Raw genomic sequence first — 16,215 nt, forward strand, 5'->3', positions numbered from 1 at the left:
CGCTTGCAGTGGATGCCAGTACATCGATTCCACCACCGGAATCTCGAGCTCCGAATCGAATTCGACCACCGTTGTGGCCAAGTGCTGGCGAATCGAGCGAACCATCATGCGTGGCACGAGGGCCACGAGATCAGTGCCCTCTACCAGCATTGGAGGTGCCTGCCATCCGGCGACCCGTGCCGCCACCCTGAGGGTGAGGCCGAGCTCGGCAAAGAACCGCATCGGCGGTGTCTGCACGCCTGCACCGAATTCACCGACCACGTGGGGCGCGCGAGCCAGATCGTCCACAGTGATTCTGCTGCGCTGGAGTAGCGGATTCGCTGAGTCCATCACCACAACGAACTCGTCGCGAAACAAGTAGCGTGATACACCGCCGAAGTTCTGCCCGACCGGACCGATCAACACGTCGATCTGGTTGAAAGCCTCCAAGTCCGGACGCACCCTCGCGGAGGGCATGATGTCCACCGCGATATGGCCTCCGAGCTCGGCTATGAGGTTTCGAAGTGGTCGCATCACCACCGCTGTCGCATAGTCGGAGGCCGCCACCACGAACGTTCGATCGCTGTCGGCCGGATCGAACCGGGCGTTGAGCCGCATTGCACCCTGGGCGCGCTCAACAGCATCGTCGACCATCGGCGCCAGCGTCTCCGCAAACGTCGTCAGCTCATATCGGCGACCCGCCCGAACCAACAGTTCATCGTTGAAGTGTCGCCTCAACCTAGCGAGATTGTTGCTCATAGCGGACTGACTCAGGTGCATCCGCTCCGCCGCCCGCGACACGTTCTTCAACTCAAGCAGAACCTGCAGGTGCGGCAGGAGGTTGAGATCCACCTCGTTCATGCCCGCGCTCCCGTTCCGGCCCTCTCGGTGGGGTGAGCACACATGAGATCAAGTATGCCGCGCCGAGCTTGCGAATTTGATGGCAAGCGCATCAGCCCGAGGAATCACGTGACCGCTGACACTCGGGTGAATCGCGTGCGCCGCGAATGCGCGGGAACGGCAGAACGAGTGCGGCTGGCGCGTCAGCAGGTACCACCGGATGTCGAGGCGGTTCAGGTCGGAGCCGCTTGTACGGATGTCCCTGGCGAGGACGGCTGTCGGCCTCCCCACGGTTGGGCCACAGTGCGAGCGCGCGCTCGGCCTGAGCGCAGATCGTCAGTGACGGGTTCACCCCGAGATTGGCCGAGATCGCTGCGCCGTCAGTGATGTGCAAGGTCGGGTAGTTCCACACCCGGTGATAAGGATCGATGACCCCTGACCCTGCGCGGTCGGAGATCACACAGCCGCCTAGGTAGTGGGCGGTCATGGGCACGTTGAAGACGTCACCCCACGTCCCTACGGCCTGGGCATTGTCACCGAGCGCGCGGGCTCCGCGCTCGGCGGCTTCGTTGCCTGCGGGAATCCAGGTCGGGTTAAGTTCCCCGTGGCCCTGACGGCTGGTGACGAAACGGAGCGGACCCAGCTTCCGCATGGAGGTGGTCAACGAGTTGTCTCTGTTCTGCATCACGAGCAGTACCACTGAGCGCTGGGACCATCGGCGCACGGTGACCAACGACAGCAGGGAGCTGGGATCGCGGAAGATCTGACGTACTACCGACAGCAAACGTCGATGGCCGGCGTCACCCCTGGTGAGATAGGTCTGCAGCACGGCGAGGGCGTTGGACCCCTTCCCGTAACGCACCGGTTCGATGTGGGTGTCGGAGTCAGGGTGGAAGGATGATGTGGTCGCCACGCCGGCCGAGTAGACGGCAGCATCGAGGTCGTCGACGACGTACCCGTTTTGGCGTGCCCCGCCGAAGAACAAGCTCATCTCACCACGCCAATCGTCAGTTCGCCACGGCGGTGGGCAGTTCCGGGAGTGCCTGCTGCAGCGGCAGCAGCTTTCTGCGCGCTTCGCTGAGTGTGATGAAGTCTTCTTCGCCGACCTCGTACAGGTTGGCGATCGCGGCGTGTTCGAAGACGTGCTCGCCGATCATCCGGCCCTGTTCGTCGTACGGCCAATGCGTGCACAGGTCCCAGAAGCGTGGGATTGACGCGTTTCTCGAGACGATTGAGTATCCGCTGCATCGCAAGATCATCGCCAACTACCGTAGGCACGCGATTTTCGAGATTTGTGGGTACAAGGACCGAATCTTCACCCCTGATATGACCGTGGAGCATCCGCGGTACTACCTCAACGTCAACGGGATGAGTGTCACTCTCGACGTCGAGATGAGGTACTGAGCTTCTACAGTTCGTTGGAGGAGCGGGAGGCCACCGTGATGGTTGTCGAAGACGAGCAACTGGCGGTCTCAGACTGGGGTTTCGCATCCGAGGCGTGGTTCAACTGGAACCACCGCCTCACCGACGCACTGACCGAACAACTGCGTAATGACGTTCGTGACGGGCTTGCACACCCGGCGACAGCCGATATCGAACGCCTTATCATCGACTTGAACTACATGATGCAGCACGCGTTCTACCTCAACTCCGCCAGCAAGGCGGACACCACTGAAACGCAACGAATGTTCACAAGCGTCACAGCAATCTGGCTCGCCGCGGCCTGGGGTCACCCCACGTCCAGCACCTCACGGCCCGCCACAGACCGCTAGCGGCCCCGGCATCGACGGACGCACACCGACAGCCGTCAGGGCTTCAGCCGAATCGCGTTCCCGTCTAGTGCGCTCGAATTCATCTCTCTCACAACGTGACGGGCGACAACCCTGCTCTCCATCCTTCACAGGCGTGAGAGCCTCCGGCGAACCCGGCGGTTCAGGTGATAGCGACCGGGGGAATACCCCGAGGGGTGTTGAACATACCAGCGTCCACTGGTAGCGCCACACCCGTGACGAATCGGGCCTCATCTGACGCGAGCCACAACACCGCATTCGAAACGTCGACGGTCTCGACCCACGGCACCGGCAGCAGGTTCATTGCTCGCATCGGAAATTCCATGTCCTTGATTGTGAAGTCAGGATTTCCTCCTGAAAATGCACCCACCACATGGTCATTCAAGATCATGTCCGTAGCAACATTTCCCGGGCAGATGGCGTTGACCCGAATCCAGTGCTCGCCCAGGGACGCTGACAGACCTCTCATGAGACCGACGACGCCATGCTTGGCTGCCGTATAAGGCAGAAGGCCTGCTTGTCCGAGTAGACCCGACACCGACGAGGTCAGTACGATGGACCCGCTCTGCGCTGCAACCATATGAGGAATTACCGGCCGAACAGATGTCCACACCGATTTGAGGTCGGAATCGATTACGTCGTCCCAGTCAGAACCGGTCCATCCATCCCAGTTCTTGGCCATGGCTATTCCATGATTAACGATGAGGACGTCGATCTTGCCGAAGTTCTCCATGGCAGCGTCAGCAACGGCATGCATGGCCGACTCGTCGCGGGCATCCGCCTTGATCGCCAAGCACTTCGACCCAGCAGCTTCAACCAGAGACGCGGTCTGTGCAAGGTCTTCTTCGCTTGCGAGTGAGTAGCCGAGGGAGTTCATCTGCTCGCACAGGTCGGAGGCAACGATAGTGGCGCCCTCTTCGGCAAGACGGACTGCGTGTGATCTTCCCTGTCCTCTTCCCGCTCCGGTGATGACTGCGACCTTGCCCTCTAGTCGAGACATCTAGACCTCCCGAGATGCAAGGTCTGCGGGGCGACGACGCGCAACCCTTCGAGTCAGTCGACTCCGCGAGACCGTGGCCTGGCTGCCAGCCGTTATCTTCGTCATCAAGAACGCTCCTAGCTCAAGTTGCACACCACCGAATGTGATGGCGATCACCATCGTTGCCCGCGGCCCAGTCGCATTGCTTGTCTCAGCGCGACTACTAATTGACATTTGATGACTATCCACGTCCGTCCTTCGCTGCATTTGCTTGCTCGCGATGGTTGTTCACGTCGCAGGGACTGAACGATTCCTCGACATGATCGGAGGATGAACTGGCGCCTCACTTCAGCAGCGCGGGCGCGGCCATCGACTCGCGCGGCGCCGGACGACGGTACTGCGCCAGAGTTCGTCGCGAACGTAGTGGCCAGCGCCTGTGCACTTGGCCATCAGTTGTTTGACGGCTCGGCGCCTTGCACGTAGTCCGAACGGCTGTGCATCCCTCGTTCGCTTGCATGCAGCTGCGCCCGCTGACGCAGTTGCCGGGGTGATTCACCGTGCCACCGCCGGCAGGCGCGGGCATAGCTGCTTTGCTCGGAATATCCCAGAGCAGCCGCAATACGTGAGATGGGCAGGTCTGAGGCCGACAGTTCCCAAGCAATTTCGCGCCGAATGTCGTCCAGAATTCGCTCGAAAGTGGTCCCTTCCTCCGCGAGCCGTCGTTGAACAACCCGCGGATGCAACGACAGCGCTTCCGCGACCATCCTGAGGCTGGCGTGGCCGACGACGAGCATGCGCCGGATCAGTCTCCGGACGTGGTCGACGAGCGCGACGTCGGGCGTTACTCCAGAAAAGTAACCCTCGGCCAGCGCCAGCGCCGCCGCGTCTCGACCTCGAATAGGGTGGGAAAGCGCCGCTGCGGGTAGGTGAAGTGCGTTGAGTTCGGAATCGAACTTGACCGGACATCCGAACATCCTGCGGTAGCTGTCTTCTGGCCCGATCTGCCGGTGTTGGAACGTGATACGGATTGGGACGAAGTCATCGCCCAGCATGATCTTGAACGCTGCGAGTGTGGTTCCCAGTGCACGTTCGACCATCTGCTTGCGATCAGCGGCGCGCCGCAAGTCAGTGTCAAAAGAGACAACAGCCAGGTCGCCGAGACGGCTCACCTCAATGGTGTCGGCGGGGGCGACGGTATGCACGTAGCGGCAAATGCTGCTCAGTGCAGCGGAAACAGTTTCGGCATTTCGCACGATAACCGCGCCCGGACCGAGAATTTGTGTGTTTTGCAGCCTCGCCAGACGCAAACCAAAGTCAGGACAGTCGAGTACGAGCGCGGCGTCACCGATGACCGCGGCCGCGCTGCTGTACCGAACGAAGCGGTCATAGTTTCCCGCTGAAGCTGGATCTATCCCGTGCTCAGTCAGATGAACCAGAGGATCGCCGCCGAGGCTGCTGATCAATCTCGGCACCCCCAGCAGGACTGTGCCGCGAACCAAGTCGGACATAGTCACCAATTGTCAACTAAACGTCGCTTCAAGACAAGAAACTGGGTCTGCGTTCAGATGATGCTGGTGACTGCGATCACACCCAAGGTCGCTCAACCAAGACTTAGGAGCGTTCCCGATGACCCAGACTGCGCCTGGAATCATGGATGCCGTCGTCATGACTCGCGGCAACTTGACGGTCACCACGGCCCCGGTGCCCACTCCGGGTCCGGGTGAGGTTCTCGTCAAGGTGCTCGCAGCCGGGATCTGTGGAAGCGACCTTCATTGCGTGACCCATGGCGAACAGCTCCTGGCCAGTGCCAGGGAAGCCGTGGGCGTCGACTTGTTCAGTATGGACGACCCCGTCGTCATGGGCCACGAGTTCTGTGGCGAGATCGTTCAGTACGGCCCGCAGAACCAGCAGACGCTGCCGATCGGAACGAGGGTGGCCTGCTTCCCGTTCCTCCTGCGAGAGCAGGTCGTGACCATCGGCTTCGGCGGTCCCGACACCCCGGGCGCCTACGCCGAATACATGCTGCTGACCGAGGCTCTGCTGATACCCGTACCCGACCACATGCCCGACGAGATCGTGGCGCTCGCCGAGCCACTCGCTGTAGCGCTGCATGCAGTCAACCGTGGAGAGCTGGGCTCCCATGATGTGCCACTAGTTATCGGATGCGGCCCCATTGGCCTGGCAGTCATTGCGATCCTGAAGATGCGAGGCCTGGGCCCCATCGTCGCCTCCGATTTCTCCCCCTCCCGCAGGGCTCTGGCGAAAGAACTCGGCGCGGACATCGTCGTCGACCCCCGCGAAACCTCACCGTACGAATCCTGGCACGACGCCGCCGCGCCGAACGATCCTGCCCACGTCGGCAGGCAGACCCTGATGTTCCCCGAACCGCTACGCCCCTCGGTGATCTTCGAGTGCGTAGGTGTTCCGGGGGTGATCCAGCAAGTTCTCGCCAACGCCGCGGCCTGCTCGACAATCGTGGTCGCCGGCCTGTGCATGCAACCCGACACCTTCACGCCGTCAACGGCGGTCATGAAGGAAATGGATCTGAAGTTCAGCATCGCCTACACCCCAGACGAATTCGCACAAGCGTTCAACCATCTCGCATCGGGTGAACTCAAGGTGGAACCGCTGATCACCAGCCGTATCACCCTCGATGACCTGCCCGGCGCCTTCGACCGGCTGGCCAACCCCGACCACGACGCGAAAATCATCGTCCTGCCGTCCATGCGCTGATCTATCAGCTCCGCCCCTACGGCGCCTGGATTCGATTGACAAACACAACAAAGAAGAGGTTCGCGCAATGACAACAACACACAACGCTCCTGCCCCCCACACCACTGCGGACAAAGTTCCCGTCTTCTCACTCCCGCAGACCGAATTGCTGACCGTCAACGTCGCCGACATCCCGATGCTCAAGGACGCTCTCGGGCCGGGCTCCAACTTCAAACCACTCTTCCTCGACCCCGAGGTCGGCGTGTGGGTTCTCCTCGCGACGTTCGCGCCCGGCGTCGAGTTGCCCATCCACCTTCACACGGGCCCCGTTCACGCCTACACACTCAGCGGTAGCTGGATCTACAAGGAGTACCCCGATCAAGCCCAGACAGCGGGGTCATACCTCTACGAGCCCGCATCGTCAGTCCACACCCTCAAAGTCCCAGACGACAACACCGAGGCTACGACGGTGTTGTTCATCATCTACGGCGCGAATGTCTCCTTCACGGACGACGGCCAGTTCCACTCTCTGCTCGACGCGGTAACCCTGATGAACCTCACCAAGCATCTGGCGGAAGCACAGGGAATTCCGCCCGTTCAGTACCTCACTGGAGGTTCTGCTGGATTCACAAGTAGCGCAAACACGTAGACGTCTTGGACGAGCCGGAGCCTGCTCCCGGTGTGGTTGACACCGGGGGCAGGCCCACTCTTCGGCATACCCCGTAGGCCGCGAAGCTCCTGATCACCCAGTACGGCGACGTCAACCATGTCCTGGGTCCTATGCGTGAGCACCGACCTTCTCTCCGGGCTTGTCCGCAGCCGTCGCGGTCATGTCCGCGAAGGTGTCGGCGACCCAATCCGCGACGAAACTGCTGACGTGCCCGAGGTCATCGAGTCCGATGTGCTCGGCGCCGCCTTCCTCGGGAGTGAACACCCGCAACTCACGTTTGGGGCTGTTGACGGCCTGATCATAGGAGCGCTGAGCGTATTCGAGCGGGATCTGACGATCGTTGGCACCGTGGGCGATCAGGAAGGGCACGGTGATCTTCTCGACGACACCGTCGAGGTGCACGCCGTCGGCCATCGTCAGGAACTCGTCGAGATCGTCCTGTCCCCACACCCACATGACGTGATCCCAGTAGTGCGGCACCGGGCGCTCACCTTCGCGTTCCACGCGCCGGCGCTGCACCTTGCCCCAGTTGTGGTTGGCACCCCACGCCACGACCAGCGCGAGCCGCTTCTCGAAAGCGGCCGCGCGGGGGGCGAAGTAGCCGCCGAGGGACCATCCGACGATCCCGATCCGCGACGCATCGACATCCGCGTCCGCCTCGAGGAAGTCCACACACGCCGCAGCCCATTCCTCGGTATCGATCTGGGCTGTCAATCCCTGCTTGCGCAGGGCCTCTCCCGATCCGGGGCAGTCGACCATGAGGGTCGCGATCCCGCGCTCGGCGAGCTCGAGGTTGTGGTCCGAGAGATACTGGTGCTCCTTGGTGCTGTCGAGTCCGTTCCACATGATCATGGCCGGAACCGGTCCGGCCACAGCGGGCTTGGTGTAGTACGCCGGAAGGGTGGTGTCCCGGAACGGGATCTCCACACGCCGGGTCAGCGGATCGTTGAGTTCGAACGACTTCTCCATCAGGTCCAGACAACGCTGGTAGGTCGCCTCGCGCTCGGTCGTGCCGGCCTGCTGCATGCGTTCCGCGGTGATCAGGTAACTCGCTGCCCGGGCATACGCCTGGCCCGCGGTGCGTCGGTGCCCCTTGGCGGCGTCCTCGTCGGCCGCAGCGACGAGGCGATCGACCATCGTCGTCCAGGACCGAAGGAAGTCGACGGTGCCGACATCCTCGTTACCGGCGGCGATGTCACGCAGCGGCCGACAGGCACGATCGACCTCGTCGATGCGGCCACGACTGTTCAACGTTCCGGCAACGGCAAAGTTCCAGACGTAATTGTTCTTCGGGAAATATTCGAACATCGGTGTTTCCTTTTCTATCGGTGAATGCGGATCATCCGGGGAGGACGGCCGACCAGCCGCCGTCCACCATGAGGTTGGTGCCGGTCACGTATCCGGCCTCGTCGGAGGCGAGGAACACGGCGCAGTTGACCACGTCGGTCGGGGTGCCCAGTCGGCCGAGCGGGATCGAGGACGCGATGGTCGACATCGGATGTCCGTCGTCGAGCAGCGTTGCCTCCGATTGTGGGGTGCTGATCATGCCCGGGCTGATGCAGTTGGCCCGGATGTGGTGCGGCGCCCCCTCGGCCGCCAACTGTCTGGTCATCGCGACCACAGCACCTTTCGAGGCGGTGTGGGCCAGGCGGGCATTCGTCACCGATCCCGTCACACCTGCGGTCGATCCGATCAGAATGATCGAGGCGTTTCCCGACTGGCACAGGTACTTCCACGCCGATCGCACCGGCAGGAACACCAGGTCGATCTCATGGGTCATCACGAAACGCCAGTCTTCGAGCGTGATCTCCGGAACAGGAGCAAAGGTCGTCAACCCGGCATTGGCATAGAGGATGTCGATCCGGCCGTGCCGGGTCCCGACATCCTCTATCCACCCCACCACGGAATCCTCGTCGGTCAGATCGATCGGATGCGAGCTGTGCATCTCACCTCCCGTCGCCTCGACCATCGCCACCGTGTGCGCTGCGCCCTCGCCATCGATGTCGCAGCCGTGGACGATCGCACCCTCCGCGGCGAATCGGATCGCCGCCTCGCGACCCTGCCCGCTCGCGGTGCCGGTGATGACGGCGACCTTGCCCTCGAGTCGGCGATCGAGGGCGAAGTCCCGCTGTGTCATTTGACGGCGATCGGATTCACCGGCGCGCCGACGGCGCCGGTCACCGGGATGGGTGCCGCGGTCAGGAAGAACTCGTACACCCCGTCGTCGGCACAGTCGGCAGCGAGTCCGTCGAGGTCCCACATCTCGCCGAGGAAGAGTCCCATGTTGGGGATCGCCACCTGATGCAATGGCTGGAATGCCTCGTCGAACTCATTGGGACGTACCTCGAATCCCCATGTGTCGGTGGCGATCGCCGCGATCTCGGTGTCGTGCAGCCAGTCTGCGGTGGTGAACGACAATCCCGGCGCGGCGCCGCCCGCGTAGTCGTTCCAGCCGTCCCGTTTGGCGCGCTGTAGCTGGCCGGTTCGCACAAGCACGAAATCCCCTGTCCCCACGCGATCCACGAGACCCTGGTGGGCGATGGTGCGCTCGAGATGGTCGACGGTGATGGCGAATCCGTCCGGGAGTTCGCCGTCGGTGCCGCACACGCGCCCGACGTCGAGCAGGACTCCCCGACCGACGAACTGATCGGCGACGGTCTCGATGCCCGTCACCTGATCGCCGGCAGAGGTCACCACGTCACCGGCACGTCTCCCGTTCCACGCTTTCCCGTGATCGAATATGTGACCCAACCCGTCCCACTGGGTGGAACACTGCAGCGGCATCGCTATCACATCGTCTGCGCCGCCGAGACCATGCGGGAATCCTTGGATGCCTGCTTCGGCGTCGGTGCCGGTATCGAGCATGGTGTGCACGGGGTTGGTGCGTCGCCGCCATCCCTTCTGCGGCCCATCCATGTTGAACTGCAGCGACAGACCGAAAGGTACGCCACGACGCACGAGCGTCGCAGCGGCGGAGCGCTTCTCGTCGTCGATGAAGTTGAGGGTGCCGCGGACGTCGTCGTCACCCCAGCGACCCCAGTTGGAGCACCGCTGCACGGTGGCTGCGATCGTGGCCTCCGGGTCGGCGGCATCGAAGAACGAGGTAGTGGACACGACAGCGTCAGTGGTCATCGAAAGATCCCTTCTCACAGTGAAACAGAGGTCGCGGGTGAATGGGCGGCGAGTGCATCCGAGATGGACTTGACGCCGCCATGCGAGGTGGCCCCACCATCGACGGTGATCTCGCTACCGGTCACGTAGCCGGCCGCGGGGCTGAGCAGGAATTCGATCACCGCTGCCACCTCGACGGCGGATCCCGCTCGTCCCAGCGACGTCTCGTCGATGGAGGTGTCCCGGAACGCCGGTGGAGCCGAGGCGGTCATCGGTGTGTCGATGAAGCCCGGATGGACGATGTTCACGCGGATGCCGTCGGGCCCGAGTTCGAGTGCAGCCGTGTGCGTCAGGCCGCGCAACGCCCATTTGCTGGAGGTGTAGGCCACGGGGTAGTGGGCGGTCAGCGCGGCGATCGAACCGACGTTGACGACCGATGCACCCCTCAGAAAGACCGGCCGCAGCGCTTGCATACCGATCGTCGGACCGACGACGTTGACGCTGTACGCGTCGAGCATGTCGCGCTCGGTCACCTCGCCGAGCCGTGCCCGGCGGGTGATACCGGCGCAGTTGACCAGTCCCGACACTCCTCCCTCGGACCCGGCCACCCGTGCCACGTGCTCCCACTGTGCGCGCTCCGTGACGTCGAATCGGGTGACGTCGGTCGTCGGGTCGGCGGTGGCGTCCAGCGCGATGACGGTGTGTCCGGCCCCGCGGAGCCGCTCGACGACGGCGGCACCGATACCGCCCGCAGCCCCGGTCACGACGATGGCTCCGACGCGCGTCTCGGTCACGGCACCGCTCCTACACCCGACCGCGCCTGCCGTGCATCACGTGGATCGCGATCCCGGCGGGCGCCGGGCACCTGCGGCACACGACTCTCGCTCGCCGCCACGGTGTTCGACAACGTTCCGATGCCCTCGACGGCCAGCGACACGACATCTCCGGGCTGTAGGGCAGGCGGATCCAGCCGACCGCGTCGACCCCAGAGTTCGGCCAGACAACCCCCGTTGCCCATGGTCCCGGACCCGAGCACGTCGCCGGGTTCGACCCTCGAGTTGCGGGAGGCGTAGGCGATCATGGCCGGAAACGTCCATCCCATGTTGGACAGGACGTCACGACCGACCTCGACTCCGTTGACCGCGGCCACGCACTCCAGCGAGAGGAAGCCGTCGTCGTCGGTGCTCGCACCGAATTCGTCCGCCGTGACCAGGACCGGTCCGAGTGTGTTGGCGAAGTCCTTGCCCTTGGCCGGCCCGAGTCCCACCTGCATCTCCCGACGCTGGATGTCGCGCGCCGACCAGTCGTTCAGGATCGTGTAGCCGAAGATGTGATCGGCGGCCTCGTCGACGGTCAGATCAGTGCCTGCCCGACCGACGACGACCGCCACCTCGAGCTCGAAGTCGAGTTGCTCGCAGCCGTCGGGAATCGTGATCGGGACGTTCGGCCCGGTCACCGTATGGGGGTTGGTGAAGTAGAAGTGCGGGGCGTCGTACCAGGCCTCCGGGATTCCCGAGGCTCCCTGCATGCTGGTCCGCACACCCTCGACATGCTCGGCGAATGTGACGAAGTCGCGGATGGTCGTCGGTCGAAGCGGCACGTCGAGCACCGAGCCCGCGTCGTCGAGCGGGGCCTCACTAACGATCGCCGCCGCGCCGATCTCGAGCGCCGCGGGAAGGCTGCGACGGACCAGTTCGGCGACACTCATACCCGGGATCGGATGGCGTCCCACGTCCGACTCGACGGTGGCGACCCGATCGCCGTTCGGCAGGACGACTGTGGCAAAACGCATGAGCCTGATTCCTTTTCAGTGTTCTGTCTCGTGAAGTCCGGCCGGCTTCAGATCGGTGGGGCGACGAACAGTCCCTTGTCGACGTCGTTGAACGACTTCGCGGCGACGAACTCGTCCATCGCGTTGGCGGTCCCCCACTGATCGCTCACCGCCGGATCCGAGAAGTCGTAGAGGTGCGGATGCCACGAGTCCTCCTCGAGCACCTCGAGTTCGGTCGTGTACTCCATGGTGTTGCCGTTGGGATCGAGGAAATAGGAGAAGGTGTTGTTGCCCGCCTGGTGTCGGCCGGGGCCCCAGATCTTCTCGACTCCCGCACGCATCATGCGACCGGTTCCGCGCATGTATTCGTCGATGCCGCGCATCTCGAAGGACGCATGATGCAGGGCAGGATGCGGCCCGCGCGCGATCGCCATCGAGTGATGCCAACTGTTGGTTCGCAGGAACCACATCATCTTGCCCATCCGTGGGTGCATCAGGATGTCGGAGACCTGGAACCCGAAATGCTTCTCGTAGAACGCCACCGTGGCCTCGGGGTCGGTCGAGTTGACGACGACATGGGAGAGCTTCACCGGTATCGGTTCGCCCTCCTCGACTTTGCGGTGCGCGCGTGGCGCGACATCCGCGGAGATCTCGATGGTGCGACCCTCGTTGTCGAAGAAGCGGAATCCGTAGCCACCGCCCGGCGTCTGCAGGTCCGCGGGATCGCCGACGAGTTGCACACCGGAGCGTCCCAGCCGTTCGGCCATCGCGTCGACGGATGCGGCATCGGTTGCCCCGTAGGCGATCAGGTCGAGACGCTTGTCGACGTCCTTGCGGATGCGCACGATGTAGGACTCGGGCGATCCCTCGGCCGCGAGGTACGTGACATCGGCGTCTGAGCCCGCCACCGACAATCCCCACTGCTGGGTGTAGAAGTCGAGCTGCTTCTCGTAATCGGGGACGGCGAGGGCGACGTGTCGCAGATGTGTGAACGCGTAGTCGGTCATAGCGAAGGGCTTTCTCTCGGGGCGATGGGTTTCAGGACTCAGGCCGGGGCGCTGACGAGGGCCGAGATGCGCCCCATGAGTCCGGGGACGTCGGCAGCGGGATCGTGGTCGAGCATCCACTGGCCGAGCTGCAGCGAGCCGTTGACGACTTCGCTTGCACGCGTGAGTCTGCGGTCATGGAACGCCTTCCACATGGCGTCGTCCACGGCCTGCGTGGTCAGCAACTCGGCCAGGACCGCGGCGTCCTCGAGCGCCTGGGCACCGCCCTGCGCCAGAGTGGGCGGGCACACGTGAGCGGCGTCGCCGATCAGCACGACCCTCCCGCGGTTCCAGGGTTCGTCGAGCAGGTGGGATTCGAACCACGTGTAGTTGATTCGCGCGGCGTCGGTGATGAGAGTGCGGATCTCGTCCCACGGCCCGTGGTAGTGCTCGGCGAGCGATCGCATGACCTCGAGCCGCTCCTGGTCGGTGAGGCCGGAGCGGTCCTGCGCGTCTTCGACGATGTAGGCGTACATCGAGTCGTCGCCCGTCGGGCAGTAGCCGGCGATGTACCCGACGCCGCCGTAGTAGAGGTCGGTGCGCGTGATCGATGCCGGGCGCGTGCACAAGACGCGCCAGATCCCCATGCCGGTCGGAGTCGGCGTCAGGTCGATGCCGAGGGCGCGACGAGTCGGGGACTTCACCCCGTCCGCGCCGATCATCACGTCGTAGCGTCCGTGCGAACCGTCGGTGAAATCGACGTCGACCCCCGTCTCGTCCTGGACGAAACGGGTCACCGTTGTGCCATAGCGGGTCTTGACCCCGGACAGGTCCGCGGTTTCCCGCAGGATCGCCGCGAGCACCGGTCGCTCCATGCCCAGGGTGGCGGGAAGGTCGGGTCCACCGGTCTTGGCGTCGGGCATCTCGACGAGAAGAGTGCCGTCCGCGTCGCATGCCCGGATGCCGAGCGTGTCGAAGCTGTAGCCGTGCTCGGCGACCTGATCCCAGACGCCGAGCTGCTCGAGGACGCGGAGTGCGTTGCCCTGGAGCGTGATCCCCGATCCGGTCGCGTGATCCCGGGTCTGCGATTCGATGAGGTCGACCGCAACTCCCGCCTTCGCGAGAAGAATCGCGGTGGCGGAACCCGCGATCCCGGAGCCGACGACGAGAACGTTGGTCGCAGTGGCATGTGTCATGGATTGTGTCTCCTGAGACTGGTGGCCCGTGAGGCGAAACAGTGATGCCATCACTGTGCGGCCCACGTCACAATAAGTGAAGACGCATTTGGTGATGCCTGAGATAAACTGCGTTTATGCCCCACCCGGATACCGCGGACACCCCTGGTCAATCAGTGGCCGATCACTCCGATCGGTCTCTGGCCAACCTGGATCTCAACATGCTCGTGACTCTCGATGCCGTCCTCCAGCACCAGAGCGTGACGCGGGCAGCAGAACAGCTCGGCGTCACCCAACCGGCGGTGTCGGCCACATTGCGCCGGCTCCGACGGCACTTCTCCGACGAACTGCTCTACCGCGCAGGCGCCCGCTACCGCCTCACGATGCTGGCGGCCGAGCTGCGTCCCCGCACTCGGATCGCACTCGAAGGGGTGGAGCGCGTCTTCAACAGCCGATCCGGGTTGGACGTCGGGGACACGATTCGCGAATTCACCATCCTGACAAGTGATTACGCAACGCAGCTCCTGGGAGAGGCCATCGTCAGGCGGTTACTCGACCGGGCGCCGCATGCGCGTATCCGCATGATGCCCACCAGCCCCGATCAAGTGGTCCGTGCCGAACAGGTCCTCATCGAACGTGACCTTCTCCTGATGCCCCACGGGTTCGTGTTCGATCTGCCCAATGCCGAGTTGTTTCGCGACGAGTGGGTGATCGTGATGGACGCCGACAACCCGGCCGTCGCAGGACCCACCGTCGAGGACCTGCGATCTCTCCCGTGGGTACTCGTCTATCACGATTCCGCGGCATCCACTCCCGCCGCACGGCAACTCCGCATGCTCGGCATCGAACCGCGAGCCCAGGTGATCACCGAGTCGTTCCTGACAGTGCCGGCTCTCCTCACCCACAGCAACCGGATCTCACTCCTACCGACACTCATGCTCGACGCGATTCCCGAATCCGCGCGTCTCGTCGCCTGCGAACCACCGGTTCCTCTCGAACCACTCGTCCAGGCAATGTGGTGGCACCCGATCCACGACCGCGAACCCGAACATCGACTGCTCCGGGAGATCGTCGTCGATGCGGTTCAGGATGTTCTCAGACCATCTGCTGAATCGGGAGGCACTCGTCTACCGCAGTGAGGCCCAGGATCGATACAGCACCATAACCCGGATACCCACGCGTCGGCTGACCTCGACGATCAGACCCTCTCGTCCGTGTGCGTCACCGTGGGAACGGCATCGGTGGCGGAGTTCGTCAAGAAGATCCACGCCATGGCCGTCCGCTGGCCCCTGCTCGGCGTCGGTTGCGGGACCTACGCAGCGTGTTTCCGTCCGAGTTCACACCGCTCGAGCGCTGCGATCCGGCCGAACTAGTAGTGCCGCCGCGCTGTGTCCACATGGATCGCGCACGCAATCGATGTGGGCAGTTCTGCTGTGGAGCGCGAGGTTGCGAGTAACACCGACCTCCGTTTGGGTGTGACGGTGACCTCCATACCGGGTTCGATCCCTTCCGCCAGAAGCCCAGCCAGGGCGTCGCGGTCGTTCTGCATGTGCTCGGTGAACCGACGGATCACCCCCGACGTCGGAATCCCGAGGGGCAGTTCCGGCACGGGGGTGCTGAAATTCTTTGGTGCAGTGTTGAATCCGATCTGTTCCAGCCCCGGAATAGGGTTGCCCCAGGGATCTGTTGCCGGATATCCGAGAAGCGGGACCAGGTGGCGTTCGACGTCGTCGTCCATCACATGCTCCCAGCGGGTCGCGATCTGATGCACGTCGGCGCGGCGCATTCCGATGATGTCCACCAGCATCCGCTCGGCCAGCCGGTGCTTACGCGTCAGCGCGACTGCGGTTCGGTGTCCGGCGTCGGTGAGGACGATGCGCTGGTCGTCAGTCATCTGCACGAGTCCCCCCAACCGCATGCGTTCGATCTTCTGTGAGACAGCGGATTTGCTGTGACCGAGTCGGGCGCTGATTCGTGCACGTCGAGGTGTCACATGGTCTTCGTCGAGATCGAAGATCGTTCGCAGATACCGTTCGGTCGCCGAACTCATCTCGATCATGCGGCCACTCGACCCGGTCGCGGGGTGCGGCCTCGGCCCGCACGACACAATGCCCGTGCATCACCGGTGGATGGTGGCCACGCAGGCCTTACTGTCCGCAGATAGTGACCGATTGGTTTCATGTCGCCACAATCCTGTCGGAG

15 protein-coding genes and 2 pseudogenes are annotated in these 16,215 nt (G+C 63.6%); 4 read left to right on the forward strand and 13 right to left on the reverse strand.

The annotated features are described in order from the left end of the window. Positions 1–12 precede the first annotated feature (12 nt). From D7316_RS13960 to D7316_RS27140, 3 genes and pseudogenes are all read right to left on the reverse strand, one after another. Positions 13–840, reverse strand: a pseudogene (locus tag D7316_RS13960) (LysR family transcriptional regulator); the annotation flags it as partial. Positions 841–931: 91 nt separating this feature from the next. Further along, positions 932–1,744: pseudogene (locus tag D7316_RS13965) on the reverse strand (GMC oxidoreductase); the annotation flags it as partial. 82 nt (positions 1,745–1,826) lie between these two features. Further along, on the reverse strand, positions 1,827–1,976 hold the full coding sequence (locus D7316_RS27140) for a hypothetical protein (protein WP_164473790.1): 150 nt from the start codon (positions 1,974–1,976) through the stop codon (positions 1,827–1,829). Positions 1,977–2,258: 282 nt separating this feature from the next. Between D7316_RS27140 and D7316_RS27255 the strand changes: the two genes are divergently transcribed. Next, on the forward strand, positions 2,259–2,591 hold the full coding sequence (locus D7316_RS27255) for a hypothetical protein (protein ID WP_197718240.1): 333 nt from the start codon (positions 2,259–2,261) through the stop codon (positions 2,589–2,591). Between the two features lie 160 nt (positions 2,592–2,751). Here D7316_RS27255 and D7316_RS13975 read toward each other — a convergent pair whose 3' ends face one another. After that, positions 2,752–3,609: a mycofactocin-coupled SDR family oxidoreductase gene (locus tag D7316_RS13975; RefSeq protein WP_124708780.1), complete on the reverse strand. Its 858-nt coding sequence runs from the start codon at positions 3,607–3,609 to the stop codon at positions 2,752–2,754. A gap of 428 nt (positions 3,610–4,037) precedes the next feature. Further along, positions 4,038–5,096 carry an AraC family transcriptional regulator gene (locus D7316_RS13980; RefSeq protein WP_124708781.1) on the reverse strand — a complete coding sequence of 353 codons (1,059 nt, stop codon included), beginning with the start codon at positions 5,094–5,096 and terminating at the stop codon, positions 4,038–4,040. A 118-nt stretch (positions 5,097–5,214) separates the two neighbouring features. Here D7316_RS13980 and D7316_RS13985 point away from each other — a divergent pair, with 118 nt between their 5' ends. Together D7316_RS13985 and D7316_RS13990 are read left to right on the forward strand one after the other, a co-directional pair. After that, positions 5,215–6,321 carry a zinc-binding dehydrogenase gene (locus tag D7316_RS13985; protein WP_232016908.1) on the forward strand — a complete coding sequence of 369 codons (1,107 nt, stop codon included), beginning with the start codon at positions 5,215–5,217 and terminating at the stop codon, positions 6,319–6,321. A gap of 67 nt (positions 6,322–6,388) precedes the next feature. Beyond that, positions 6,389–6,949 carry a 2,4'-dihydroxyacetophenone dioxygenase family protein gene (locus D7316_RS13990; protein WP_124708782.1) on the forward strand — a complete coding sequence of 187 codons (561 nt, stop codon included), beginning with the start codon at positions 6,389–6,391 and terminating at the stop codon, positions 6,947–6,949. Between the two features lie 129 nt (positions 6,950–7,078). Here the strand turns inward: D7316_RS13990 and D7316_RS13995 are convergent, their stop codons facing one another. From D7316_RS13995 to D7316_RS14025, 7 genes are read right to left on the reverse strand one after another with little or no spacing between them, the layout of a single operon-like run. Continuing rightward, positions 7,079–8,278: an alpha/beta hydrolase family protein gene (locus tag D7316_RS13995; protein WP_124708783.1), complete on the reverse strand. Its 1,200-nt coding sequence runs from the start codon at positions 8,276–8,278 to the stop codon at positions 7,079–7,081. Positions 8,279–8,309: 31 nt separating this feature from the next. Then, on the reverse strand, positions 8,310–9,107 hold the full coding sequence (locus D7316_RS14000) for an SDR family NAD(P)-dependent oxidoreductase (protein ID WP_124708784.1): 798 nt from the start codon (positions 9,105–9,107) through the stop codon (positions 8,310–8,312). After that, positions 9,104–10,102, reverse strand: a complete 999-nt coding sequence (locus D7316_RS14005; RefSeq protein ID WP_124708785.1) for a cyclase family protein — start codon at positions 10,100–10,102, stop codon at positions 9,104–9,106. Before D7316_RS14005 ends, D7316_RS14000 begins: the two co-directional genes overlap by 4 nt. 14 nt (positions 10,103–10,116) lie before the next feature. Beyond that, positions 10,117–10,875: an SDR family NAD(P)-dependent oxidoreductase gene (locus tag D7316_RS14010; RefSeq protein WP_124708786.1), complete on the reverse strand. Its 759-nt coding sequence runs from the start codon at positions 10,873–10,875 to the stop codon at positions 10,117–10,119. Further along, positions 10,872–11,873, reverse strand: coding sequence for a fumarylacetoacetate hydrolase family protein (locus D7316_RS14015; RefSeq protein ID WP_124708787.1), 1,002 nt, complete (start codon positions 11,871–11,873; stop codon positions 10,872–10,874). Before D7316_RS14015 ends, D7316_RS14010 begins: the two co-directional genes overlap by 4 nt. A 47-nt stretch (positions 11,874–11,920) precedes the next feature. Further along, positions 11,921–12,859 (reverse strand): VOC family protein, encoded by a 939-nt coding sequence (locus D7316_RS14020; RefSeq protein WP_124708788.1) that lies wholly within the window; start codon positions 12,857–12,859, stop codon positions 11,921–11,923. Positions 12,860–12,897: 38 nt separating this feature from the next. Further along, entirely contained in the window at positions 12,898–14,034 is a 1,137-nt protein-coding gene (locus D7316_RS14025; protein WP_124708789.1) for an FAD-dependent oxidoreductase, read from the reverse strand. Between the two features lie 116 nt (positions 14,035–14,150). Here D7316_RS14025 and D7316_RS14030 point away from each other — a divergent pair, with 116 nt between their 5' ends. Further along, positions 14,151–15,152: a LysR family transcriptional regulator gene (locus D7316_RS14030; protein ID WP_124708790.1), complete on the forward strand. Its 1,002-nt coding sequence runs from the start codon at positions 14,151–14,153 to the stop codon at positions 15,150–15,152. 230 nt (positions 15,153–15,382) lie between these two features. Here the strand turns inward: D7316_RS14030 and D7316_RS14035 are convergent, their stop codons facing one another. Next, positions 15,383–16,072, reverse strand: coding sequence for a metal-dependent transcriptional regulator (locus tag D7316_RS14035; RefSeq protein WP_124708791.1), 690 nt, complete (start codon positions 16,070–16,072; stop codon positions 15,383–15,385). Positions 16,073–16,215 lie beyond the last annotated feature (143 nt).

Source organism: Gordonia insulae (genome assembly GCF_003855095.1).
In the GTDB taxonomy this organism is placed as follows: domain Bacteria; phylum Actinomycetota; class Actinomycetes; order Mycobacteriales; family Mycobacteriaceae; genus Gordonia; species Gordonia insulae.